Annotated in this window: 25 protein-coding genes; 7 read left to right on the forward strand and 18 right to left on the reverse strand. The window is 42.4% G+C overall.

The annotated features are described in order from the left end of the window. The 11 genes from Q8J68_RS00505 to Q8J68_RS00555 form a co-directional block, all read right to left on the reverse strand. Nucleotides 1-662 (reverse strand): hypothetical protein (locus Q8J68_RS00505; RefSeq protein ID WP_305309616.1); only part of this gene is annotated, 662 nt, incomplete at its 3' end. Between the two features lie 50 nt (nt 663-712). Then, nucleotides 713-1,117: a hypothetical protein gene (locus tag Q8J68_RS00510; RefSeq protein ID WP_305309617.1), complete on the reverse strand. Its 405-nt coding sequence runs from the start codon at nt 1,115-1,117 to the stop codon at nt 713-715. Nucleotides 1,118-1,190: 73 nt separating this feature from the next. After that, a complete protein-coding gene (locus Q8J68_RS00515) occupies nt 1,191-2,177 on the reverse strand; it encodes an ATP-binding protein (protein ID WP_305309618.1) in 987 nt (328 codons plus the stop codon). An 11-nt stretch (nt 2,178-2,188) separates the two neighbouring features. After that, nucleotides 2,189-2,362: a hypothetical protein gene (locus Q8J68_RS00520; RefSeq protein WP_305309619.1), complete on the reverse strand. Its 174-nt coding sequence runs from the start codon at nt 2,360-2,362 to the stop codon at nt 2,189-2,191. After that, nucleotides 2,362-2,622, reverse strand: a complete 261-nt coding sequence (locus tag Q8J68_RS00525) for a hypothetical protein (protein WP_305309620.1) — start codon at nt 2,620-2,622, stop codon at nt 2,362-2,364. Before Q8J68_RS00525 ends, Q8J68_RS00520 begins: the two co-directional genes overlap by 1 nt. Beyond that, nucleotides 2,622-2,921 carry a hypothetical protein gene (locus Q8J68_RS00530; protein ID WP_305309621.1) on the reverse strand — a complete coding sequence of 100 codons (300 nt, stop codon included), beginning with the start codon at nt 2,919-2,921 and terminating at the stop codon, nt 2,622-2,624. Before Q8J68_RS00530 ends, Q8J68_RS00525 begins: the two co-directional genes overlap by 1 nt. Nucleotides 2,922-3,048: 127 nt before the next feature. Continuing rightward, complete coding sequence (locus Q8J68_RS00535) at nt 3,049-3,195, reverse strand: hypothetical protein (RefSeq protein ID WP_305309622.1); 147 nt, start codon at nt 3,193-3,195, stop codon at nt 3,049-3,051. Continuing rightward, complete coding sequence (locus Q8J68_RS00540) at nt 3,192-3,533, reverse strand: hypothetical protein (RefSeq protein WP_305309623.1); 342 nt, start codon at nt 3,531-3,533, stop codon at nt 3,192-3,194. Before Q8J68_RS00540 ends, Q8J68_RS00535 begins: the two co-directional genes overlap by 4 nt. Beyond that, nucleotides 3,520-3,675 (reverse strand): hypothetical protein, encoded by a 156-nt coding sequence (locus Q8J68_RS00545; protein WP_305309624.1) that lies wholly within the window; start codon nt 3,673-3,675, stop codon nt 3,520-3,522. The genes Q8J68_RS00540 and Q8J68_RS00545 overlap by 14 nt, the downstream gene beginning before the upstream one ends. Beyond that, entirely contained in the window at nt 3,665-3,820 is a 156-nt protein-coding gene (locus tag Q8J68_RS00550; RefSeq protein WP_305309625.1) for a hypothetical protein, read from the reverse strand. Before Q8J68_RS00550 ends, Q8J68_RS00545 begins: the two co-directional genes overlap by 11 nt. After that, nucleotides 3,817-4,056, reverse strand: a complete 240-nt coding sequence (locus Q8J68_RS00555; protein WP_305309626.1) for a hypothetical protein — start codon at nt 4,054-4,056, stop codon at nt 3,817-3,819. Before Q8J68_RS00555 ends, Q8J68_RS00550 begins: the two co-directional genes overlap by 4 nt. Nucleotides 4,057-4,187: 131 nt before the next feature. Here Q8J68_RS00555 and Q8J68_RS00560 point away from each other — a divergent pair, with 131 nt between their 5' ends. From Q8J68_RS00560 to Q8J68_RS00575, 4 genes are all read left to right on the forward strand, one after another. Further along, a complete protein-coding gene (locus Q8J68_RS00560; RefSeq protein WP_305309627.1) occupies nt 4,188-4,562 on the forward strand; it encodes a hypothetical protein in 375 nt (124 codons plus the stop codon). Nucleotides 4,563-4,612: 50 nt separating this feature from the next. Then, nucleotides 4,613-4,888: a hypothetical protein gene (locus Q8J68_RS00565; protein WP_305309628.1), complete on the forward strand. Its 276-nt coding sequence runs from the start codon at nt 4,613-4,615 to the stop codon at nt 4,886-4,888. A 77-nt stretch (nt 4,889-4,965) separates the two neighbouring features. Then, the gene (locus Q8J68_RS00570) at nt 4,966-5,331 is read left to right on the forward strand and encodes a hypothetical protein (protein ID WP_305309629.1); all 366 of its coding nucleotides are present in this window, start codon (nt 4,966-4,968) and stop codon (nt 5,329-5,331) included. 123 nt (nt 5,332-5,454) lie between these two features. Beyond that, complete coding sequence (locus Q8J68_RS00575; protein ID WP_305309630.1) at nt 5,455-6,348, forward strand: hypothetical protein; 894 nt, start codon at nt 5,455-5,457, stop codon at nt 6,346-6,348. Between the two features lie 177 nt (nt 6,349-6,525). On the opposite strand, the gene Q8J68_RS00580 is transcribed toward Q8J68_RS00575, so the two are convergent. The 6 genes from Q8J68_RS00580 to Q8J68_RS00605 all read right to left on the reverse strand — a co-directional run bounded on the left by Q8J68_RS00580 (nt 6,526) and on the right by Q8J68_RS00605 (nt 21,455). Next, complete coding sequence (locus tag Q8J68_RS00580; protein WP_305309631.1) at nt 6,526-7,242, reverse strand: DUF429 domain-containing protein; 717 nt, start codon at nt 7,240-7,242, stop codon at nt 6,526-6,528. A 2-nt stretch (nt 7,243-7,244) separates the two neighbouring features. Continuing rightward, the gene (locus tag Q8J68_RS00585) at nt 7,245-9,953 is read right to left on the reverse strand and encodes a phospholipase D-like domain-containing anti-phage protein (protein WP_305309632.1); all 2,709 of its coding nucleotides are present in this window, start codon (nt 9,951-9,953) and stop codon (nt 7,245-7,247) included. Nucleotides 9,954-9,989: 36 nt separating this feature from the next. Next, entirely contained in the window at nt 9,990-12,881 is a 2,892-nt protein-coding gene (locus Q8J68_RS00590; protein WP_305309633.1) for an anti-phage-associated DUF1156 domain-containing protein, read from the reverse strand. 20 nt (nt 12,882-12,901) lie between these two features. Further along, nucleotides 12,902-13,540, reverse strand: a complete 639-nt coding sequence (locus Q8J68_RS00595; RefSeq protein WP_305309634.1) for a DUF3780 domain-containing protein — start codon at nt 13,538-13,540, stop codon at nt 12,902-12,904. Then, a complete protein-coding gene (locus Q8J68_RS00600) occupies nt 13,537-16,599 on the reverse strand; it encodes a DUF499 domain-containing protein (protein ID WP_305309635.1) in 3,063 nt (1,020 codons plus the stop codon). Before Q8J68_RS00600 ends, Q8J68_RS00595 begins: the two co-directional genes overlap by 4 nt. A gap of 401 nt (nt 16,600-17,000) precedes the next feature. Then, nucleotides 17,001-21,455 (reverse strand): AAA domain-containing protein, encoded by a 4,455-nt coding sequence (locus tag Q8J68_RS00605; protein WP_305309636.1) that lies wholly within the window; start codon nt 21,453-21,455, stop codon nt 17,001-17,003. 901 nt (nt 21,456-22,356) lie between these two features. Between Q8J68_RS00605 and Q8J68_RS00610 the strand changes: the two genes are divergently transcribed. Then, nucleotides 22,357-22,665 (forward strand): nucleotidyltransferase family protein, encoded by a 309-nt coding sequence (locus Q8J68_RS00610; protein WP_305309637.1) that lies wholly within the window; start codon nt 22,357-22,359, stop codon nt 22,663-22,665. Next, nucleotides 22,662-23,009 carry a DUF86 domain-containing protein gene (locus tag Q8J68_RS00615; protein ID WP_305309638.1) on the forward strand — a complete coding sequence of 116 codons (348 nt, stop codon included), beginning with the start codon at nt 22,662-22,664 and terminating at the stop codon, nt 23,007-23,009. The genes Q8J68_RS00610 and Q8J68_RS00615 overlap by 4 nt, the downstream gene beginning before the upstream one ends. Nucleotides 23,010-23,179: 170 nt before the next feature. Here Q8J68_RS00615 and Q8J68_RS00620 read toward each other — a convergent pair whose 3' ends face one another. Then, nucleotides 23,180-23,404: a CxxC-x17-CxxC domain-containing protein gene (locus tag Q8J68_RS00620; RefSeq protein WP_305309639.1), complete on the reverse strand. Its 225-nt coding sequence runs from the start codon at nt 23,402-23,404 to the stop codon at nt 23,180-23,182. Between the two features lie 352 nt (nt 23,405-23,756). On the opposite strand from Q8J68_RS00620, the gene Q8J68_RS00625 reads away from it, so the two are divergent. Then, nucleotides 23,757-25,103: an NAD(P)/FAD-dependent oxidoreductase gene (locus Q8J68_RS00625; RefSeq protein ID WP_305309640.1), complete on the forward strand. Its 1,347-nt coding sequence runs from the start codon at nt 23,757-23,759 to the stop codon at nt 25,101-25,103. Nucleotides 25,104-25,117 lie beyond the last annotated feature (14 nt).

The raw sequence follows: 25,117 nt of genomic DNA on the forward strand, positions 1-25,117 counted from the left end.
TACCGGGTGGTGTTCAGCCATTTCATGTCCTTCCAGGCATCACTGTAGATGGTTATCCCGGTCGATCTCCCGTATTGTATCTCGTGGACCTCATCGAGAACTGCGTTGTGGATATGGGATATGTTCTTGAGCACCTGCTCAGCTGTGGTATTTGGCCTGCTGCTGGAGGCCATCATCAGTGCCACAAGTTTCTGATACGTGAGTGCAGTACCATCGCATGTTCTGTGCTCATGGAGTATCTGTGTGACAGGACACGAGTAGTAGTTCTCACATTCAGGGCAACTCTCTGCAAGGGGCAGGATCGGCAGCTTATGAAGGTCAGGATACTTCTCACACAGCTCCTGATTCTTCAGGCAGGCGTGGTTGGAGGGTATCCGGATAACATTGCAGGTATCCCTGTCAGAATATTTGATGGAATCCTCTATAACGGTCTTGTCGGCAATCTTATTAGTCGGGACGACGACTAGAAAACGTTCCTCCCGGTTCAAGGACTCGGCCACCAGTGCTGTCGTACAACCGGCACGTGTGGTCTTATAGACTATGTACAGTCCCTCCGGATATGCATTTAGTAGATTATATGCTGTTGCAATGCGTCTGTCCTGATTCGTGCGAGGAACGATAAGAGGGGTCTGGAACGGTGATGCCGGGGTGGTACTTGACATCACGTTCTACCCCCTCGCGATCTTTCACGTTTACGTTTGATGTTATCACCTCACTGAGAGGAACAGAACTTGCCATTCACCAGATAGTTTCTAACCGCCTGTGCTATCTCGTTGTACCGGGCCACACTGTCACTGTCCTTCGGTGCTTCAAGGACGTGGAATGCAAAACATCCTCTGTTGTCTACCTTGAACGCTTGCAGCACACAGATAGTCCTGTCGTCGCTTTCTTCGAACATCTTCCTGAATTGATATGTCTTTTTGCAGAACGCGACAGCTGGCATGAGCCCAAGCAACTCAAATCCAGCATTTTCTTTTGTTCCAGGTCTGTACAACTTATATTCTATGAACCTGAAAACATCCGGGTGTCCGTACAACACGGCCCACCCGGCTTTCAGCTTATCACGTGCCATATCTGCAACTTCATCGGTCTGCAACATCACTACGCTTGCACCCATTTCGTCACCTCCGTTGCAGTTGTTTTTATCCTTTCACACCCATCCCTTTCGATCTCTACACACACAACAGAGGTCATGCCTGCACCTCCACACCATTGCTGCTGATCTTCATGTCCGCTATCTTTGTTCTGTGACCCACGGACCTGCTCCGGAACGCACTGATACGGATGTTGGTGTATGCAGGCTTGCGGTCCACGATCTCTGTCTTCCAGATCTCCTTGGCTGCAAACTGGCTTTTATCACCGAAGGGCCGGAGTATATGCCCGGGTTCTTTGTTGAACTCGCTCTCCGGCTGGTTCGTAACGACCACAACACCGCTGTTCAGGTATGCCCAGCCCTTGAGGTCCCCGAAGATAGCGATAAGCTTTAGCAGAGCATCGCCTTTCTGCTTCATGTTCATCCTGGCATATGCGGTCAGCACCGGGAACCCGATTGAGTCAATGATCACAACATCCACTTTCGGGAGCTTCTGTACGATCCTGTCGATCTCATCGATGATGGGGGTGTACTTGTACTCGCATCCTTTCAGGTACTTGATGTCAGTCTCTGTCAGGTTCCTCTCGGTATCCAGATAGAACACCTTCTTCCCAGAGGCAATAGCCTCCTTTGCAACGGCCATGGCGAACTTTGACTTGCCAGATCCCGTATCTCCGAACACTTCAAGGACATCGTTCCCGACATATCCATGGATGAGGGCCAGTAGATGTGTCGTTGTAGCGTCATTTTCATAAGATGTTGATGCATTCTGTTCAGTGGTGGGCTCTTGTGGACAATCCTCCTTGCTTTGGTCGGCTATTGGTTCGTCTTCATGGGGTCCACCACTTTGTTCACATGAACTTTCTACAAGCATCTTGAGCTCTGTGAGTGTTTGGTCTTCAGGCACATCGTATTCCCGATGATCTTCGACCCATTTGAAAACCTCGTTCTTCTTGAAGTCCACACCCCAGAACACGAACTCGCCCGGGTTGGTACTGGCTTTTTTCCACACATCAGTGCCGTTGAGGGTGTTATATCCCCTCATATTAAGTATGGGAACAAGTGTTTCTTTGTCAAGTCTCATGTTTTCAAACCTCAATACAGTCCATGTGCCTCTCTCATTTCCTGATCAGAATGCATATAGTTCTCAAAACGGCGCTTCAAGCCGTCAATTTCGACTTCAAGGCAGCTTATTTTTAGAGACAGCTCTGCAAGCATGTCAAGGTCATCCTGCGGATACTCGGGCATTATTTCACCCTGGGTTGTCATCACTGAGCACCTCTCTTCAGGATCTCATTAATTGCAGTCATTACTTCCTCAACGCCTCTGGAAACATCTGCATGTATCAGTTCCCGGATCTCATCACCGCTCTCCAGTCTTCTGGATATCGTGACCTGTGCATTTGGCTTGATATTACCTTTTGAATCGATCTCTGCACCGATCTTTGTTGATATCTCGTAGCCCTGAGTGTAGACTATGCGCGTTTCAGAACCCATCTTTGATGTTGGATTTGGGAGTATGTCGTCCATCAGGTATTCCTCCTGAGATCCTTTACAACAATGGGCACCATCCCTGCCTGTGACCATCCTATCCGGGTCACATTCTTGCATGATGCAAGCTCTGCGGTTGCGACCATGTTCACAAATCTGGAGGCTCTGCCGGTTATGACCGCAAATACCTCGTTCTCTCCAGAGACCTTGCTTCGGACCCACTGCTGGATCCTGGTCACGTCCGCAGCACCGATGTGTTTCAGGGGGTCGTCCTTCGTGTAACCTATTCCTGTTGGCAATCGGTCGAAATCGATGTATACTTCAACTTCTTCTGTCATTTCATTCACTTCCTTTCGGTTGTATCTTAAATGCCTGCAGCATATGTTTTCTGCAGGCCAATGCTCCGGCCGGGGCTCGAACCCGGAAATGACCCAGACGTCCCGGAGTGGATGGAGGAGGTGACCTTTAGGGTCTGACCTCCTTATCGCATTCCGGGCAGTAGATGGGGCGGTTCTTACACTGCCAGTCAACCTCGAAAATGTGCCCGCATTGGTCGCATATGCACTCGGCCACGATCCTTGTGCGTGCAAGCGGCATGCTGTTGATGGTCATGCTGCAGCCTCGTGAGATCTCGCATCGTTCATCCTGTTCAGGTCCTCACAATAATACTCGGCCATCTTTTCAGGAGATATCTCACGTGTATGCTCATGCCCGCATTCAGAGCATTTCCACCAGGACCGGGCACCAAGCTTTGTAGTGACCCCGGCCTCAATGCATGTTGATGTCTCTTTGTGGCATCCTGGGCACTGACCTACCCGGTCCAATGTGGATCTGCAGACATCCATGGCATGATTGAACCTGCGCACCCTGTGGCCTTCACCCAGCCAGTATCGGTCCTTTGTAGACCCGATCGGCCGGCCTGCATAGCCTCCGCTCTTAGACCAGCCCATGCTCAAACCCCGCAAGGAATTTAACCATATGAGCCATTTCAACTATCGGGCACCATATGGGAAGAGCAGCATACTTGTCCCATTCTGCAGGTGCCTGGTTATAGACGGCCAGTGCCTTCTCGCGTGCAAAGTCAGATGGCATTGGTCATCACTCCCATACCCGCCATTATTTTGGCTGCCCTGGCAAGCATCTGCTGGCTGGGTGTTCCGTTCTCCCATTGTTCGATGCGATATGGTTTCTGTTCGATGAACTGGCGTGCCTGCTCTTCAATTGGAAGTTGGTTCATGATCCCACCGCCAGATCTTCCAGTATTGGCAAGTCTTCTGCGGCTGTTTGATCATCGGTCTCTCTTCTCATTTGCATCTGTATTCCTCTTTCTTCTTTGATCGCCTGAATTCCCCTGCGCATCGCACCTCTCCCTGCATCACTTACATTTGTGAAAATGCCATGTTTTACAAGCTCAGAGAGATCTTCTTTGTCAGCACGCGCAAGACGTATACTAGTGGGGTAGTTCTCACTCATATTATAACTCCTTACTTTAGTCGTACCATTGCACCATTATTCAAGAACTTCATGTTATTTATATGTTTGTATTTTGGCCTTACTATTGCCGTAACAAAACATATATATCTGATTACTACTTAGTAACTACCATGGTAGTTAAAAGAAATAAAGAAAAGGTATCAATAGCCATGAGCTCATATCTACTGAATAAGGCAAAAGAGCTTGTTCAAGCCGATGAGTTTGGCTCGGTCTCTGATGTTATCTCAACCGCCGTGTCTCAGTTCATATTTATGCATGATCAAGCACAACGTGATGATAAACTGCAGTTTCCTTCAGTGTCTGACTATGTAACAGATGCAGGGGAATTGATAGAAAATATGATCAACGAGTATCTGAGAAGCCCAGAAGGTAAGGCCATCATCAGATCGATCATCCGCGAGTCTCTCACTCCACATAATGAATCTCTAAAAAAGAAACCGGTTGTAATCTATACTGAAGAATATACCACCAATGAACTTCCCTAATAAGCATTACTTTCACCGGACTTTAATTCTCTATATATGGTATAGTCAACATGTCCCAGCATAAACAATACTGGGATGATACCATAACCATATTTCTTAATTTCCAGACCAAATGTTCAAGGTGCGCAGATACGCATCCTGCTAAAGTTGAAATTACCGAAGAAGAGCTAGTGGATCTGTTCAAGGCATGGTTCTCCGGTCTCAAAGGGGATCTGGAGATCTATCGTCATGAACAGATCTTAATGGTAACCACTAACCAGAAAGTAATTCGAAACTACGAGAGATTAGTAGGCGGTGATATTCAGATCGCTAGCTTCATCGACTGATCATAATACTTTCACTCTACTAAGCTCAATCGTTTATTAAAATAGTATCTTATTGTACTTCCCTGGTAGGAATGAAAATGTATGTAAAAAGTAATTGTCCATACGGAAAGCGAACATGCTATCACGACGTTTGTTTCCGTATTAAAAAAGAGGTACTGTTTGATGGTAAAGGGTACAGAGAGTACCAAACTATCACGCATATAGAGGTCACAGATACGACATCCAAGGAAGAACTTGCCCAGCGCATCATAAATGAACTCCGGGGGGACATTTACAACGGAATGTCTACCAACGAACTCTGCAAGATCCTCAAGGAGAAGTTCGGTGTCCTGGAACAGTATTGCTGTGATCTAGTGCAGCAGTTGAAGATCGAGCTGGATATGTACTGTCCGGATAGGCAGCATCTGTATTATGTGGAGGCAAGGTCTCCATTAATTGATTGATATTTAATACATAGTATTGCAATCATAGATGGAAGAACTTGTTAACAGAATTTCTTGTTAAATATGGGGATTTCCCAAGTTACAAATGAGCAAGTATGATTGTTGCAAATCTAGGATGATACAATGTGTAATGTTACGATTACCCAACAAAACTGTGGCACAGGCCAATATCAAGAGCTAAGGGTATCTTTTGGTGATCTCGAAAACTGCCAGTTAAAATGTCCTTTTTGCTTTACTTTAGGTCAGAAGCGTTCAAAAGATTCTCTTTCGGATCTAGGTGAAGTTGATATATCTAAAGTAAAGACTATAAGATTCACTGGAGGAGAACCGCTTTACCATCAAGAACAGATTGATGGAATAATAAGAGAACTCAAATTAATTGAAAAAAAGAATCCCCCGGGTTTGGATCTGGTAATTCTCCAAACAAATGCAATCTCCGTAAGTAATATCAATCTTAAAGAGTTATTTGAAATAGAATTGCCTATTCTCTTTGAAGTGTCGATCAAAGGCACTAATATCAAAGAATTTGAACTTTTAACATTTGAAAGCCGGATTGATGCAAAAAGTGCTCAGTACTTTATGGAAAAACAGTTTAAAGGCTATGAGATTATATCAAATGTCTGTAAGCCAAAGAAGAACATTTCGGTCCTAGCAAGATTAGGCATATTTCACAGTAGCGTTACCAAGCCAACTTTCAAATTTATAGATTCTACAACCCATGAATTAATGTTTAATCCGGATAACTGGGATAAACGGTTTTTAAACATTCACAATGATCAAAATAGGATATGGAGTGACCTATTTGATAGGAAAGTACTTATAGAAAAAATAAAGACTCCGGGGGATGGCTCTCCTAATATGGGGATAAGATATCGCCAGGTTATTGAAAAATTAAAGTCAATTGGAATACTGGAAGAGAACAAATCATCTCTTCCCCAAATCTATCACGAAAAGTATCTCTACGAAAAAGGGAATGACGTGTATTCTAAAATTGCAGCACAATTAGCAAGTAATTGATCTATCCTAACAATGTCAGCGGCGTTATAGGGAATAAAGGACATATAAACGTTACCTGCAAAGAAAAAAGTAAATTACAGGACGAAAATTTACTAAATGGTCAAAGTGAGATGAGAGGTAGCAAAATTTGAGTATGAGTTCGCAACCTATGTTGAGAAGTTCAAATCTTTACCGGATTTAATGATAAAAGTACATCATTCTCATGGGCAGTCCTTTTGAATCGATTTCTGGAGACAAAGGAATAGATCTTAATCCGCACTCACATCCTAGTTTTGCTGTTAATGCGGCCACCAATGCATCAAGAATATCATCTTTTGCAACATCTTTTCCTTTAAATTTAGACAACGCCTGATTTACTATTTCATCAGTGCCTGAGTATATATTTCTTAAAACTTCAATGCGTTCCTTAAAGCCTTCTGACGTCTTCTTTGAAAAAACCATTGGCTTACCTGAAAGCATGTAAAAGCATAATTCAGGATGTATTTCCAAAACAGTGGATTGTGCTTCCACATTTTCGCTTAAAAATAGATCCACCTCACGTATTTTAGGTGCAATTGCAAAACTTTGTTTTGATAATCCTTTACTGGTATATTTTCGATTGATTTCAGAAGCACGTTCGTAAGAAAGTTCATAAGCAGCCTGTCTACATGGAGCATTAAAAACACTACTTCCTCTTGGTTGGCCTAGTTTCTTTCGAGCGTCTCTGTCGCATTGTCTCCCCAACTCGTCTTCTCTTAAACCAATTGGAGTGTCAATGAGGATATGTGAGGCGTCTCGATACCTATCCCAAATAGCTGAGATGTTTGGATACAAACCGATATCAAATTCTTCTTCACTTAATAATTGAATTGCAAACCACCCAGATGAACAACCATCAACTCCTACTACATTCATCTTTACCATCCCTTCAATAGATGCTGTTTTTTCTCATGGCTATCAAGAACCTTTGCACAGGATTCCCAATCAATAGGGACCGGCTTATTGTACCTTATTTCAAAAGGATGTCTTTCGGGTATTCCATCAATGGTCTTCTTTACATCTTCTTTTTTATCCAATGCAACATTTACCCACACATCCTCAAGTACATCTGGAATCTGTCCAAAGAGCGAGTTGATCTTTTCAAGTCTGTCTGAAAGGAGTTCATGCACCCTGTCCTCTACTGAGCCTTTATAGCGCATATTGTAGATCCACACATCATCATAGACCTGACCAATGCGCTGTATCCTTCCTTTTCTTTGTTCAAGCCTTGTAGGGTTCCATGGCAAGTCAAGGTTAATGAGCGTACCAAGTGTTTGCAGGTTCAGACCCTCACTGGCTGCATCTGTTCCCAACAACAGTTTGATTGTGCCTTTGCGAACAAGTGTTTTGATCTCTTCACGTGATGCACGCCTGAAGGTGCCATTTTCTATGATTCCGGAGCGATTGCTTCCTGCATATATGCCGATTTTCTCATCAACCAATTCTCCCTTCAGTTTGTCAGCAAGCCACTGTATCGAGTCATAGTATTGTGAAAATACTATGCAGCCTCGTTCAAGCCATCTGTCGTTCCTCAGAATATTCAGAACCTTTTCATACTTTGGATCAGTGTCCATATGTTCTTCAATTATCTCGGAGAATCTGGTCAAGAGGCTTCTTTCTTCTTCCGACATGTTTTCAAAGAGCTCACTTCTCTGGACATCTTCTTCCTCTTCTTCACCGTCAAATTCCACTTCCTTGCGAACTCCAAGCATTTTATTTGCCGTGACCTTTCCTGCGTATAATGAGCTTCCAACACGTCTGAGGAGAAGAGTCTTTAGGAAACCTGTGCCTTTTGCCCTTTGGCTGAGTAACTGACAGAACTCTTCCGCAGCTTTGTATGCATCTTGAAGGTATATTGGAAGAGGAATTGCATCTCTTTCATCCTCTCCGAACAGCTTAACCTCTATCTTCTGTAAGTAAGGCTCTCCGGTTTCAGGGTTCCTGGCGTTCTCAAGGAAATCTCTTGTTCTTCGTATAATGTGCCTGATGTAAGGATTATGATTCTGGAAAAAGTCATTTTTCATCCTTTCAAGTCTTGACCTGTCAGGGTAGCTTAAATCCATCCACCTTGAAGGAGTAACTACTGCTACGGAATCTTCAACTGTAAGGGAACGCCTGAGGATGACGTAATCCATACCTTCAGAAACCGGAGGCAATGGGTTTGCTATCCACTTGAAGAGTTCATTGTCCGTGTCCTGAATAGTTCTGTTTCCTTGGATGATGTCCAGTGATCCAGACGCTTCATTTCTCCATTTGCTGAACTTATTGCCCAAGACGGATTCATTTTTACCGCCTGCAAGTATGGACAATAGGTCGTATGCTTCTATGGGGTAGAGCTGCACAGGCGTTGCGGTTGCCAGAAGCATGCTTTTTGTGTTCCCCGCGATTCCTTGAAGGAAAGCAAGAAGATTGTTTGGTTCAGCTCTTTCATTCTCATGTGTAGGGCCGAGATTCTTCCTTCTTGCCCTGTGGGATTCATCAACGATGATGCAGTCGTATTTCTTTGAACATAGCTGGTCGGGTATGGTTGACCTCTCGCTACCATAGGAATGGATTATCAGGCCATAAGATATAATCCCAATTCTTCTAGGACACTTCAGTATGCCTTCTTCACCGTATTTCGGGTATTCAATACCCTCTTCATCTACCCACCTGCCATTATCCCATACTGCGGAAGGAAGGTCCAGATGCTCTTTCATCTCATCCTGCCATTGCCAGCGCAGGGTTGCAGGTGTGAGGATCAGTATGGGCTTATCTCCAGTAAGAGCGATCAACTGCGCGGTCATTGCAAGTTGCAGGGTCTTACCAAGTCCAACCATGTCTGCAAGGACAAAACGTGCTCCATGCTCTGTTTGATGGGCCTTGAATGCAATGTCTATGAAGTATTTCTGATGCTCCCAAAGCCCGAGTTCATTCCTGTAAACCGGGCTTTCCACAATCGCGGATGCTGCCTCCGGTTGTTTCTGCCATTCGAGGAGTGATGGTATAACTTCGCGCTGTGCTATCCTTCCGATATCCTCAATGATGAACTCTGCAAGCACCTTATAATCCGGATGGTTCCACAAGGCATCGAACTCTTCCTGTACCCAGTTCACGGCATCGTCAGAATCATCTTCCCAGACAAGTTCATAGTTGCGTTTCCAGGCAGACAGTGTCTCATTTATGCTTCCCATGAATGCAGTTTTTGTCCCGTCTGCTTTTGTTATGACTCCGGCTTTTCCATGAATTAATCCGAATGCTTTATCGGGAAGCACTCTTACCTGGAGTTTCCCAGACTTCAGATACTTGTAAAGTTTTGCAAATCTTCCACGAGCATTTTCATCAATCTTTTCAGGTTCCTCTGCACACCACTCTTTCCTTATAGCCGCAAGAGCCGCACGTGCAGTCTTCACATCCTCAGGTTCAAGTTGCGAGTTACACAGAACACGAACAGTCCCTTCAACCGAATCAAGCGCCTCTCCCGCAACTTCAAGAATAGATGAGCTGAAATATCCTGCTATCCGGTCATACTTCTTAGCACCTTCGAGGCGCTTGTTAAGGAACGTTGCATCCAGGGGTTCCCTGCGGGATGAGAAGCGGTTGATCATTGTAACAGTCCTAGTCCTTGAAATTACTTTGTTTGCTCATATGTGATCCTGCTCAACAACAACTGATAGTATCTTTGCAGCCGTAGAGTCTTCCTGCCACTGCCCCATGGAATCATTCATTCCAAGAGCAGCAAAGTACCTGAGAAGCTCTACGATTTCCTTTCTCTTCTCCCAGTACCCGGGATACTCACGTAGCCAAACTTTCCCTGCCGCAGTATTCTCTTCCTGCCTTGTCTGCCGGATAGCAAACAATAAGTTCCTTACAAGTGACGAAGAGAAACCTTCTCCACCAACATCGCGATCCTTGAATTCAGAAGCTGTCTTGAGTCTTGTCTCATTAGCCTTCACGCTCTGCTGCAGGTTCTTATATTCTCGAATACCAAAACCACGTGCAAGTTCCTGATAAGCTCCGGTCCTATACTCGCCATGACTTTCAAGCTCAAGTCCCTTTAGATAAAACCTCTCTTCAGGCATAAGCTGCTTCCACACCCATGAGTCGATGCCCACTGGTACAAGATAATCGCAGGCAATCTTCACTGCGTTCTCAATGACTCCTTCCAGAGGGTTCCTCTCACCCTTTCCTCTCGCACGGCTAAGTTCGCGCTCGATATCAATGTCTTCTATTTGCTTATAACGAGTAAGCACACGCAGAGCTGCTGCATAAGCCGCAAGCTGATAGTCAGTATCTCCAAAGTTCGGATCTTCCTTGTCATCAATTTCCAGCATTGAATCAAGTTGTGTTTTTACTTCTTTTTCAACTTCAGGATAAATCTCATCAAGAAATGCAACATCTTCTGATATTTGCTTGCGCAGCACAAGTAGGACTGTTCCTTGGACATAATTACCCACTTTCAAACCTGAACTAGTCTCAGTAGATATACACCATGCTGCTGTGACCTGTAGGCCCGCTGCCCATAGTATCATTGCAAGATCTGCCCACACGTTTGCATCCTTATGGGTGAACATTACAATCTGAGAGCCATTGTCGGGCATGTGTGTTGTGAGATTTTTATATACTTCAACCATTCCTTTACGGAACTCTTCATCAGATCCTTTAATGGCCAGTGCTCTTTTAGAGTCAGTGTACCATTTCGGAAAAAGCCCCTTAATGGGCTTTTGATACCATGCGAGGAAAAACTCAGTCAATTCATGATAGTTGATAGCATCTGCGTAGGGAGGGTCTGTTATCCAGTAATCACAAACATGAGTTAAAACCCTAGAGTCAAGAACATGAACATTTTTATTAACTGTGATTTGTTCTTCTTTAATATTTGAAAACCAAGCGTTTTTTAGCATCTCTACACCTCTTCCAGAATAACTATATAATGTGTTTAAAGCTTGGTTACTGAATGTATTGGCTGGCTTATCTGTCTGATTTATCCACATACACAATTTTGAGTTCCAATCCAAACATTTGCCCAAATTTAAAAGAAGTAATGTTTCTTGTCTTTGATTGAATTCTCTCTGATTTGCCTTTTCATTTAACAATCCCTGATATAACAGTTGTCGTGGAGTAAATAGATGGTGCCAATGCGTCCACCCTCTTTCCCTTATAGGCTGATCATTATTATAGCCACCCTCAATCTTCATGCTAGGCAAAAACCCTTTAATCCGCCATTCTGAAAACTTATCTTTTATGATTGATAGGGTCTTATCTTCCCGCTTTAAATCGTGTTCATCTGGTTCACAAAAGTGCCATTTTACCTGCTCACAACCATATAAATCTTTTACATTTTCCATCCACCTAATGCAGTAAAGCCTTTCCTGAAATATATCATCTGGGCGAGGAACAATATCATTGTTCTCCCAGAGTCGCAGACCACTAGCGTGTTCACGTCGGATTGCTGAGATTGGAATAGGTGACTGGTGTCCTGGACAGTCTATATTGGGGCAAACCATTCCTTTTGGAGTTATCGTCCCCGAATCACGAGCTCTTTTTGACTCCTCTAAATTTGCTAATCTAATATGAATGTGAAAGCGTTTGTTCTGTGAATCAGGTTCTAGTTCTGCAATTACCTTTTGCATACGCTCAGCAATCGATAAAGAGGATAGAAGTGGTACTTTCCAACCACATTCTGGACATACTATTTCATTACAATACAGATAGGCATAGCCACGCCACCCCTTCTCATTATGCTCTATATTCCATTCTGTAATCTGCTGGTCAATAGCCTCATAGACTTCCGTCTGGGCATTTTTCACTTCATCAACTACTTCTTTGCCACCACCAATTATGTTCAATGCCGACCAGGTAAGAAGTGCTGCAACGGAACTCAAATCGGAGCCAAACACATCACATCCAACCCTTGCAGCCTCGAATGGAACACTGCCTCCTCCACAAAAACAATCTCCAACGATAGGACGTTCACCAAATTGTCGTACCCCAAGCTCTTCAACAAGTTCCGATATCTTGGATGCATGTGTACTCAGATGTGCATTGATATCACCCCATGCTTTCAAAGAAGGGCCCTCTATTTCTTCTGGACGACAACAATACTTCAGGCGTTCATCATACCCCATGCGCATGAAAACCGTGCGCTGGAGTCCGTCCTTATCCTCGCGTGAGAGCCCCCGGCGCAGTTTTCCATTATCAAAATATATTGCTTTTTCACGGGATGAGAGATATACTTGCAATTCGCTTGCAGGGATAGACGATTTTTTTCTCTCCCACATACCTTCCTCATCCATAGTCAGAAGCTTAAGGAAAATTTCACGGTCTTTTTTAGGATTATCTGTTGCTGGCAAAAGTAGACCTAAAACTGCCGCTCTTACTAGAATCAGTGGCTTGCGTCCCCACCATTTTCCTAATGGCTGCAAGGTTTGGCTCTGTGCACTTTTTCGCTCCTTATAGCTCTCCTTTGAAACCTTGGAAACAGGGAATTGTGATTCGATAAACGATTTTTTGAAAGGAACGTTATTAACAGACATGTTTTCTCCAACCATTAGAATTAATTAAAATCAAGTAAACTGCCCTGCTTTTTCTTTTCCTGATCTATGCTCTTTTCCTTATCGTCCAGATTTGCAATGAGCCCTACGCGCTGCTCTGCTTTGGAGGAAGTTATGGGATTGTCACACAGGGCAAACCTGACCGCTGCTCTCCAGCCCGTGTTCCTTCCTCGCGATGCCTGACCTGTTGCGGCATTTGTCATCGTATAAAGCCACCAGCGTTCTTCAGGCAGAAGGCCAAGCCAATTGGCTACTGCTGCAGGTATGCGTCCTGGGTCTGCATCCTCGATAGCCCAGCCAAGAAGAACAAGCTCTTTCCCGAACAGGCGGGAAACAGGTGTCAGACCTCTTCCCTTCCAGCTGCCTTTCTTGTATCCCATTTCCTTCAGGCGGCGGTTGAACTCTGCGGAAACTGCATCTGCTATCAAATCCCACTTGACACGGGGAAGAGTTACACGCAGCCTCTCATCACTCTCATCCTTCACTGCGTGTATTTTACCTTTCCACATCTCACTATTCCATGACATATGCTCTGATATCTGCACATCTCCCGTCGGGGATATTACTGATACAAGAAAATAATGCTCCGACTCCGCCGGCTTAAACCCAAAACCCTCTACAACAGAACTTTCACGATTCACTGACTTACCTCATCCATATTGATGTTTGCTTTCTCTGCATCTGCAAAGTCCTTCATGTCCTGACCTGTTGTAAACTTAATGCTTCGTGCATCGATGCTGACCTGTCCTTCAGAATAGATCTCCCTCATGGATTCAACGAGTTTTTCAATCTGCTCACCTGAAAGTTCAATTCCTGAATCTACATTAAGCTCTATCCAGCTCTTGCCTATGATCGATAACCGGACCTCAGGCACACGAGCCTTGTACTTTTTAAGGCGGCTTGTGAAATCAAAGCTCTCTTTTGTAGATTTAATACTGTGATTATGTTTCCATGTAGCAGGCTTATCCAAGCTCAACCCTGGTTTATCCGCTTTCCAGTCAATATCTATCCTGATCTGCTCAGATTCAATCCCCTCTTTTTCGGCAATTGCAAGCACCACTCTTACAGACCTATCTATCTCAAAAGGGCTTGTATATAATCCACCGGCATTCTTGGGATTTGAACCATCGGTGGTATACCTTATAGTAGCACCGGCAGGAGCTGCTTTAAATTCGACCGTTTTCCCTTTTCCGTTATCAAGGACTCTTTTCTTCAAGGTAACTGAATTGCTCCATTTAATGGCTGGGCCCGGTTCATGCACACCCTTAGAGTCAATACAAAGGAAAGAGGCATGCATATCCTTTATTAAGAAATTCTGGAAATCCTCTACCTTAGCAGAAGCAGTAGTTGCTTCTCCCCCGACATCATAGTAAACGGTATCCCCGTTGACAGGCATTACTTTTAATGTAACTTCCCCTGTATTCTCATCCTTGTTCCATTCCATGACCTGAACAGCTGTGGAAGGTGCTGGAAAAGGACCTTTATCAACATATCCACCATCCATCCTCCACTGCTCTTTCCTTAACATCTCATCTTTCAGGTTGTCAAGAGCATTAGGATGGTGCCATTGCCATTTGGTAAGGATAGCTGCACGTTTCTTTATCTCAGACCACTGCATATTCTGCTGTGTAAGCAGACGCTGTTCGCACTTCTTCCTGAATGTATCTCCATCCACTTCAAGGGTGAACTTCTGCTTATCAGCAAGAGTGGTTCGTATAAGGTCCTCTCCACGACACTTATTGCCTTCAAAATTCATGGTCAGGTCAGTAACGCGCAGTTCATCATTGTGCGGATAATGCAGACGAGTAAATGTCTCTCTGGCAGTGCTTAACAACCTGTGAATAATGTTATCCTTAAGGTCCTGGGCAATGATCCTCTGGGTATCGTCAGACCTTACACCACTGCTATCCATTTCAGACAGAATGGATTTGATTGCCTTGTACTCTTTGCCTACAGAGATCAAGTTGTTCATAGTGTCCCTCTGACCGGAGAGGAAGCACACACGATTTTTATAGTCAAGAGCCTCATAGAATTCATTTAGGTGCGGATGCAAAGTCCCACCGTGTGGCTCATATAACACTAATTTGATCTTATCCTGACTTATTGTAATATCATCAACTGCAGGAAGTACTTGAAGTTCCTGGTAACAGTCCTTTCTCTCAGGTATAAAAATAGCCTGCAGGAACTCCTTCACATCTTTTAATGCCGCTTCCCTACTATATGACTCTGCAAGTGACCTCAAGCGGGCCACAAGATTCTCTGTATTCTTGAAATACACTTTTCCATTGTTTGCCCTATGCAGATACCAACAAAGCTGACTCTCAAGAGTGGAGATCATATCTGGAAGAGTAGTAAGGTCTCGCCCAGGAGCTGCAATATCAGTTATAATCTCAGATGTTGTCAGACCAAGCACGGAATTCTCAACATTCGCAAGAGATGCCATCAGGATCAATTTAGATATATCCTGTGCATCAGAACCACCACGTTTCAAATCCTCCATCTCTGCAACTGAATCCCCATCTGATGCAATATCATGACTTATAGCATTTCCAAGGGTAGGGTTGATGAGATTAATCTCTGCACTCATCTCAGGACTATTGAGGTCGATCATATGAGGATGGATAAGTAATGCGTACTTGGCACCATCTGATTCATAAAGATGTGATACTAACACACGCATAAAACGAATGAGTCCTCTTGTCTGCTGGAAGCCGGGATTCTCCCTGAAACGTGCATAAAGATCCTTTATCGCAGGATGGAATGGGTACGAATCCCTTACCTGCTGGACAATTTTATCGGGCGACACGTGTGTCAGGTCCATTTGTCCTGCTTCTTTAATGATATCCCCATATGCCTGTGCAATCTGCAGGATTGCATCATCATCAGGAAGCTCTTCGAAAATGCGCTTCTTGAGAATCTGATATACCTCGTCAGTATTAAGCCCGACAGGCTCAATGTTCACAGAACCTCTTCCGACTTCGTTTTCAAAATCGTGAAGTGCCTGGCTTATCTGTTGACTTCCGCCTTCATAGGTTGCCTTCAGGTCTGAAAGTACAATGGAAACCTGCGATAGCTCTTCTGTTCCAAGTGCAACCAAAAGATTTGAAAGTGCGGTCTTTGTAACCACGGAAAGGTCAGTGTTCCCAACGGTTTTAGACTTCGCATTCTCAAAATAAGGCGGTAGCTCATCAAAAAGGATCAACAGCTTTTGTCCTTTCAATAGATTGATCCAGGCACTTTTGCCAGGGGCCTGCAATGGAGAATAATAATCTTTAAAAAACTCTCTTTTTCCAACCTGTTCGGCAATAGATCCCCATATGCCATAGGGTGCGTCACTCTCACGCCCGTTGAACACGACAACTTTGATAGGACCAAGAACATTCTTGCCAAAACCTTCGCCCATCACCTTCTCTCTTATTTCAGGATATTTGGCAAGAAGGGCAAGTCCAATCATACAGTGAGTCTTACCGCCGCCCATTGCCTGGGTCAACTTGAAAACAGAAGAATCGGATTCATTTGCAAATCTCCTGAAAACCTGTTTAAAAAGAGACTTCATTCCTTCAGTGAGATAGTTCTCTTCAAAGAAATCATAAGGATTTATCTTGTCCTCAACGACATCCGAAATATCAAGGACCACATCCCTGCGATTTCTGTCAAAAATAGAATCACGGGCTTTACAGATGTTTTGAATAGGTTGCATTTAGACCCTCCAGCGAGATTTGGACATAATGTAACGTTAAAATATTTTTATTTAAGCAATATCCTTTATATCATAAGAGAGTTTCGATTTTTGCTCTGTAGAAATATCATTTTACATCACCATCCAATTTAAACTCTGCAAAAACCGGATAATGGTCTGATACTGCCACAGTCTGCTCTTCTGTAAGATTGTATTCCAAATCATGCATGGACACGCCGAACTGGCCGTATAAATCCGATTTATCTGTGAGGATAATCCTGTAAAAGGTGTATTCGGTGAACTGGATGGTTGGGTCCTCGGTGATTGTCCTGTAGGATGATATTAGAAGAAAGATCAGTATTTGTGTCAGCTACACAGCCTAATGAGAATAAGAGTAGGATGAGACTGGCGAAAATAAACATTCATCGCATCTCCAAATGTTCCTTTATCCTTGTAATCACATTTGTTGGTGTTTCCCTGACTGCTTTTGCTGGTACTCTTAGTACTCTAAAACCTTGCCCTTTAAGGTACTCATCACGAATATCATCTTCTTTGATTGACTCCATTGTCTGAATCACTGGATACGACTTACCTTGGATTTCTACAAATTCTTGATCACCAATGCATTGAATATAGACTATTTCATTATTGATCTGTATATATCTGCGGTTTACGTCAAATTTAACCGTATATTTTTCTCCATTGACCCTAACAAAGTAGTGTTGCTTTCCATCGACTTCAATTACCAGTTTTACGCCGAGCTGGTCATTGATAAGCAAAAAATCAACTTCAATACCGCCAATCATCACATGTACTTGTGGAATTAAACCTTCTATTATCAGCCAGCTGAAAAGTTCTAGTTCTTCTCGGCTTGTATCTCGCAATAGCTTGACTTTATCGATATAATCGACAAGATTGCATAGTATACCGCCAGTACTTTTGCAATATTTAAAATTTCCTACAACGAATAGAGCTTCACGCGCCCTTGTTAAGGCTACATTGACAAGATTGGGAGAGTTTGCAAAATTTGTGGCTCCCTTTTCGATTCCATTGGATATGACCGAGCTGAAAATAATTATGTCCCTTTCATCACCTTGAAACTTATGTGCAGTTCCAACTGTTATTTCACTGTTCAGATTTAGCTCGTTAAGTCTTTTTTCAATTCCTGCAACCTGTGAAGCAAAAGGAGAAACAACTCCAATACTTAGATGTCCTAGACCCTCATTATTTCTAAGATCTTGTATCAATTCACATACAGCTTTTATCTCTTCAGGATTGATCCAGCTCTTTCCGGCATTACCTCTAAGACACATTCCTGAAATATTTCTGCCAAAGATACCGGATCTAACTGAGGCTGCATTTTCCTGCGGTAATTGCTTTTTGAGTTTCAAACGCTTTTGGTAGATATAATGGTTTGAAAAACCAATTATTAGGGGATGGCTTCTATAATGCTCGACAAGTAAGATTATGTCAGCTCTGCCATGTGGGAGACAGCGCAATCCTATTTGGAATACATTTGTTTTGCTATGGCCAAGTAACTCTAGCCACTTGGAAACTCCATGCTTAAAAGCAAGAGCCATCTCTTTTTGGGGATTAATTTCAGGTATTGCAGGTAATTGATCCGGATCTCCAATTATAACTATTCTCTTAGCACGGTAAATAAGTGGCAGAATATTGGTAAGTGTGCACTGAGATGCTTCATCAATTACAAGTATATCAAATATTTCTGGCACCATTGGTATTGACTGCGGAGAAAGGGCTGTTGTAGTCCAAACAGGTACCGCAATAAGTGCTTTTTGATACTTATCGGCTGGAAAATCCTTAACCTTCTCACGTGTTCTTCTGTAGTGATTATAAAGATCATCAACACTATCCAAAATAGCTCTTTCCTCTTTGATCCTATCTTCCCACCCTGCTTTTGCATGAGTAAAAGACAAAATCTCTAGCTCGGAGTCAAGTTTTCTGATTTCTCCTTTTATGCGCTCTGGGTCAAAATCAACAAAGAGATCATTCAAATCATCTACTGGCCAATAAACGACTGAATCTTTAATCAGTGGTAAAATAACAGATTTTATTTTTTCTTTGCCCATCGGTTCAGGAACCTTGTTCATAGCTACTGTTAGGTATTTGATTGCCCACTCATAGACATCTCTCATCTCTTTGATCTTAACAGCAAGAGTTGTCTCGTAGCATTCCTTCCATTCTGAGGCTATTTTATTGCACTCGCTTAAATGGTTCCATAAGATATCATCTTGCTTGGGAAGCACGGTGGTATCAAGTTTTTTTAGAGCTAAAGATGGCGGTTTTTCATGCCACCATGCAAAAATTCTAACTTTATCAGAGGGTATCTGTTCAATTATTCTAATATAGTTTTGATATTTACTCTCAGTTTCGATTGCATCTGTCCATATTGATATGAAGTTATCGAATCTTGTAGTGTTTAACGTACGTTGAGCGATTGTTACATTTTCTTGTGTAGGAGAAGGAAGTAAGGACAATACTGTTTTTGCAAAGTTCATATCATTTGAATTCATCCAGGAATCAAGCAAAGGGTTACTAAACAATAACCTCTGGAATTCCTGGGATCCCGCAGTGAGGTTTAAAAGAAGTAGATCGGCTTTTTGTTTTGTTTTCCAAGCTTCTGCGGCCTGCAAAGATATTTTTTTCTTAGATTCTATTTCCTTGATGAGCATTGACAGTGAGCTGATATCTGTAATATTCAGTTCCTGAGATAAACCCAGATCTAAAGCTTTACTTTGAAGAGATATAAAATCACTTTCAATTTCATTCCAGGTAAGCTTGTGAGCGCTCCATTCTTTTTGAATCTCGATCCAAAGGAGACTTTTATCTATTGCTTCATTTAATGACTTACGTCCCTTTTGTTCGTTTTCACTAAACTGAGTCCAAATATTAACTGGATAATAGTTGCGAATCTCAACCTCGATTTTTCTCAGTCGACTATTGGCCTTTTTCCTCTTTAATGTGCTAATTATGCCGCCTGGAATTGAAGAAAGATAAGCGTACTCCGTTTTCCATTTTGTTATTTTTTCCAGATCATAGTTTGCGTTTTCTGACAAACCCGCTTGTACAAGCTCTTTCCTTTTATCATCATATCTATTTTTGATTTCGTTTATGATTCTGTGCTGATTTGAAAATCTAGAAAAAGCCATTTGACTCTCTTGCAGTAACTTGTCTGCTTTGACTGCCCATTCAACAGCGTCTTTTTCTCCATGCCATTGGAGGAACTCCTCTTTCATCTCCACTGGACTAAGGTATTCCTGAAGAACTTGATTAAGTATAGAATGGTATGCCTTAAGCCAGCTTTCAAACTTTTTAGGACCATGTTCTGTAAGAATCCAACTAAAATTGTTATAATCATTGGGGTTTAAACCCATTTTTTGTAATGCTGTATTCCTCTCTTTTATAGTTGAATCCAACTTATTCCCGATTTCTATCCTTTGTTGTGAATCAAGTTCAATCTGATACTCACATTTTTGTATTCCTTCCATCCACTTTAAAAGGGGATCTACAACCGTTTCAGTAAAGGATTCAGGAGGTAGATTATAACCTATTGAATTAATCTGGCTGGAAAATCTTTCTCTTTCAAGATCTATCTCTCTTTTCTTTCCAAGAAAGTGCGCGTGTGATGTTAATGCTGATCTTATTGCCTCTGTTACTTCCTGTGGTGTTTTTCCATCCAGAAAAGCTTGCATTTCGTTTTTCTTTGAAACAAGTTCATCCATTCTTTTTTCAGTTTGCTTCGATTCACACCGTTTAGTATTTGCGGATACGTTATTGAGGATCTTTCTGAGTGACTCTTCTATATTACTTTTGTATCTGCTTCCTGCACGTATTGCAATAGGGTATTCACAGTCAAAATTTGAGAGCCTATCAAATACTACATCCACTGCGGCGTTTGTTGTGCTTGAAAACAGCACACTAATATTGTTTGCCCAGGCATTTAGTAGAAGAGATACTACAACTTGGCTTTTTCCGCATCCTGGGGGTCCACTTATAACCGTAACAGATTTTGATTTGAGAATTTCGGAAACTGCCATTCTTTGTGAATCATTAAGAGGAACTATTGGTAATAGCTCTGTGCTTTCCAGTTTTTGAGAGGAGGGCCATTCTTCAAGTAATTTTAGGCCGCCTATTTCAGAAGGATTTCCTTTTAATTGCTTTTCAAGTTCAGAATAGTCCTGGAGAATATGATGAGTATATAGAGAACTTGATTTTGGAGGAAGGAAGAATGTCCATGAATAGTTTGGGATTTTCAGTCTTGCATTTTTAGTATGTTTTGAGTTTAATAACTTTTCAAGCTCAGGCACAAGATTAAATAACTCTTTATAAAGGTGCTTTGAAAGCTCTTGCTTGTTTTTATCTGATTGGACATGCGCCTTTTCAATAGTCTCACGAGTAATGTCTTCAATTGGCGTTTCTGGTTCAATCTCATTTTTATCCAAAATTTTGTAGACATGTGGGGATAAATCCCAGTTTCCTTCAGTAGGTATTATATTGATAGTTCCGTTATCTACTTCAAGCTTTACACTTCTGTAAAAAAGAGGGTTTAAACAGTCCGAGATCGAATTATTTTCTATTCTTGAATCGATCCAGCAAGGACCACCAAGATATCCCTCAATAGCACTCCTATTTACTAGAGCTTCTAATAATGGCTCACTGGTAATGGAATCGCACGAAATTTTCCAGGGACCTGCCATATCTTTAATCGCAAACTTCTCCAGGAGTGTCCAACGATAAGAATTTAGATTATTTTGAGGATCTACTGTAAGAGAAAAGAAATCGTCCTGGCTCATTTGAACAATCTCTTTATGAAATTGAGTTATGCTCAACCAGGGTATTTCCCGTTTTTTGGACATGACATATATAAATGATACAGTCGTATATATGATTTATTACATAGTGTCTGATGAATAATATTAATATAGTTTTGAATTAGTTGTATTACAATATGCAACACAACATGGAACTTGCTAGATGGATGCTCGTAATGCGCATATATCTCCCGGTAGAAGTTAATGCTGCCAAGATCCGGTAATTTATAAAAGTGAAGAGTCAAGTTCACCTATTGTTATAGTGATGATATGGATAGCGATAGTTGACTTAAGAAATAATTAAATCAGTTTAAAGGCCATATAATACAAATGCTGCGAAGACACAACTTATTCATCCTTGATAAAATATATGTGCTATTAGGTCTTAATGTAGCACGGTGAAAGAGTACGGAATTATAGCGGTGAGCCCATTCCTACCACCTGAACAATACTGCTATGTTATCACCCAATGACCGAAGATACAAAAGATATAAGTTGTCCAAATAGTCCTTGCTTATGCAAGTTGTAGTTAGAAAATTTGATATATAACTTGTCTCATAATGCAATGCAGTGAACGTGTAGGCATCGTACTGGGTGCAGCAAGCCCGCCCGGGGCTTTCAACTTTTATTTTCAACAAGATACATTAACTCAGTCATTTATGATAAAAGACGATTTATTACAGGCTTTTCAGCATAATCAGAAACCGTTGAAAAATCAGGAAAATGAGATTTAATGACGGGCAACTTCTTGGTTACTGTTTCAGCCTTGGAAAAAAGTGTCTTCGTATGGAATCACTAATCTACCTCTTATAAGAAGCATCACATGGAGGTAGAAAAATTTTTCTGTTTCTAATACGAAAGAAATATTCCAGGAATTAAACAAAGTTTATTTTTTAAATATCTTCGATACCAATTAATATCATGAAAAACAACTAAATTGACGCTTATGACCTCACAATCCAACAATACAATTGAGAACTATATTCGGCAGCTTCATGATATGAAGCCGGAACTTGAAAAGATATTTAATGTCAGTTCTCTTGCTGTTTTCGGCTCTTATATAAGAGGAGAGCAAACAACAACCAGCGATCTAGATATATTGGTGGAATTCAGTGAAGCTCCGGGCCTGCTTGAATTCATTGAACTTGAAAACTGTCTTTCTGATACTCTGGGGATAAAAGTAGATCTGGTGCTCAAAAGAGCTTTAAAGCCAAATATAGGGAAAAACATACTGAATGAGGCAATACCTGTATGAAAAATGAGCGAAAAGCCACTGATTATTTGCAGGACATCCTGTATGCCATAAAGAAAGTGGATGACTTTACCAGTGATTTAACTTATGATCAGTTTGTAGAAGATGAAAAAACACAGTTTGCAGTTATCAGGGCAATCGAAGTCATAGGAGAAGCCGCAAAAAACATTCCGGACCCCGTAAAGAACAAACACCTGTCCATCCCATGGAGAAATATTACAGGAATGCGCGATAAACTGATACATGCCTATTTTGGTGTAGACATGGAAATTCTCTGGAAAGCAGCTACTATAGAAGTACCTGGAATCGAACCTAAGATCAGAAAGATCCTTGACAGTTTAGAGTAAAATTATGCGATATTACTGTCCATGACCTAAGATCAGTGTGCTTATGCATCGAAATTGAAAAAAGCCATTTAAGAAAGCTCCAATTAAAAAAAGCCATCAGGCAGATACGAATCAACCGGAGTTGATCTTACCGCACCTACCTTCTTGCGTATATTTGTTATATTAATAACTTAATATCTTGCTGGTCTGTGCTTCTGGTAGCAGTCCCTGCAGTATACAGGCCTGTCACCGGATGGCACGAAAGGCACTTCAGTTTCCTGTTTGCAGTCTGCACAGACTGCCTTGTGCATTTCTCTTGGGCCGCTTGGCCTGAATCCACCGCTGCCACCGCTGCCACCGCTTCCGCCTCTGCTGCTTCCGCCTCTGCTATTTCCGCCTCTGTTATCGTATCCCATTATTTTATTTCTCCTTGATTTTATTAGTTCGCTCAGCAGAAGCCGAGATCGAGAATATTCGCATGATTAGTTCTACCTGAGATCAATCAGGTACCTCATTCTGATACGACTAACTCTAATTGTCCGAGCAATTATTAAAAGAAGCATACAGTGATGAATAATTCTTTATTAAATCCTTGACCAATCGAACTAGCTCTATCAAGAGCACCATGATATATAAACCCAATGCTATCAACGATCCCTCCGGAATCTGCATTAGATAGACAACACTCCTTATGAAGTCCTCAAAAATATTAAGCATCCTCCTGCGCATAAACATAAATAGTTGTAAGAAAGACCATCTAAGAGGATAATGGACGAGAACTATGACGCTTTTGTGATTGGGACCGGAGCTGCGGGGACCACTTTTGCATATAAGCTGAAAGCTTCCGGAATGAAAGTGGCAATAGCCGACTGCCGAGAATATGGAGGGACCTGTGCCCTGAGAGGATGTATTCCAAAAAAGGTGCTCACAGGGGCGGCTAATATCATTGATGCTCACAACAGGATGCGTGAAAAAGGCAGCGGGAAAGAGACAACGTTTCTCGATTGGCCGGCACTCATAGATTTTAAAAGAACTTTTACCGTCCCCCATCCTCAGCAAAGGGAAGGCGGCTTCAAAGGTGCAGGCATAGATACGTATCATGGAATCGTACGCTTTGCAAGCGAGTCCACCCTGATAATCGGGGACCAGAGGATCAGAACAAATTACATCGCAATCGCAACCGGATCAAAACCTCGCATGCCTGACATACCCGGCAAAGAGTATTTTGTCACCAGCGAGCAATTTATGGAAATGGAAAATATCCCGGAAAGGATCATCTTTGCAGGCGGAGGTTATATTTCCTTCGAGTTCGCCCATGTTGCAGCACGGGCAGGCTCTGAAGTGACAATACTGCAAAGAGGGGACAGGGTTTTAAAAGAGTTTGATCCGGACCTGGTGGATTTTCTTGTTAAAGCATCGGAAGATGCAGGTATTCGTGTGATTACAGGACATGAGGTCAGGAAGATAGAGAAGATAAACGAATCAATAGTGACAACTTGTTGCCGGAAGGACGGAAAAGAGGAGACATTTTATGCAGACATGATCGTGCACGGCCTTGGAAGAGCTCCTGCCATAGAAGAGCTGCAGCTTGAAAAAGGCAATGTTGCATTGGAAAAGGGAAATATTGTACTGAACGAATACCTCCAGAGTGTTTCCAATCCTAAAGTATACGCTGCCGGCGACTGCATACTCCCGGGACCCAAACTCACTCCTGTCGTAAGCATGCAGGCAGATATAGCCGCAAGCAATATTATCGAAGGTAACAAGTCCGGTGCCGACTACAGCGTCATACCCTCAACAGTATTCACTATTCCACCCCTTGCAATGGTTGGAGTCTCAGAGAGCACATCATCGCCTGGTCACAAAGTGCTTTTCCATGATATGAGCCAATGGTACTCTGCAAAGCGGACGAACATCAGATATTCAGCATCAAAAGTTATCATTGATGAGCAAACTGACAGGATACTCGGAGCCCACATACTGGGACTCAATGCTGAGGAAGTGATCAATCTCTTTGCACTTGCCATGAAATATGACCTGACTGCAACACAACTCAGGTCAACGATATTTGCCTACCCAAGCATATCCTACGATCTGAACTATATACTCAAATAGAAATCTTCCCGGGA

It is taken from the genome of Methanolobus sp., assembly GCF_030682845.1.
Lineage (GTDB): Archaea > Halobacteriota > Methanosarcinia > Methanosarcinales > Methanosarcinaceae > Methanolobus.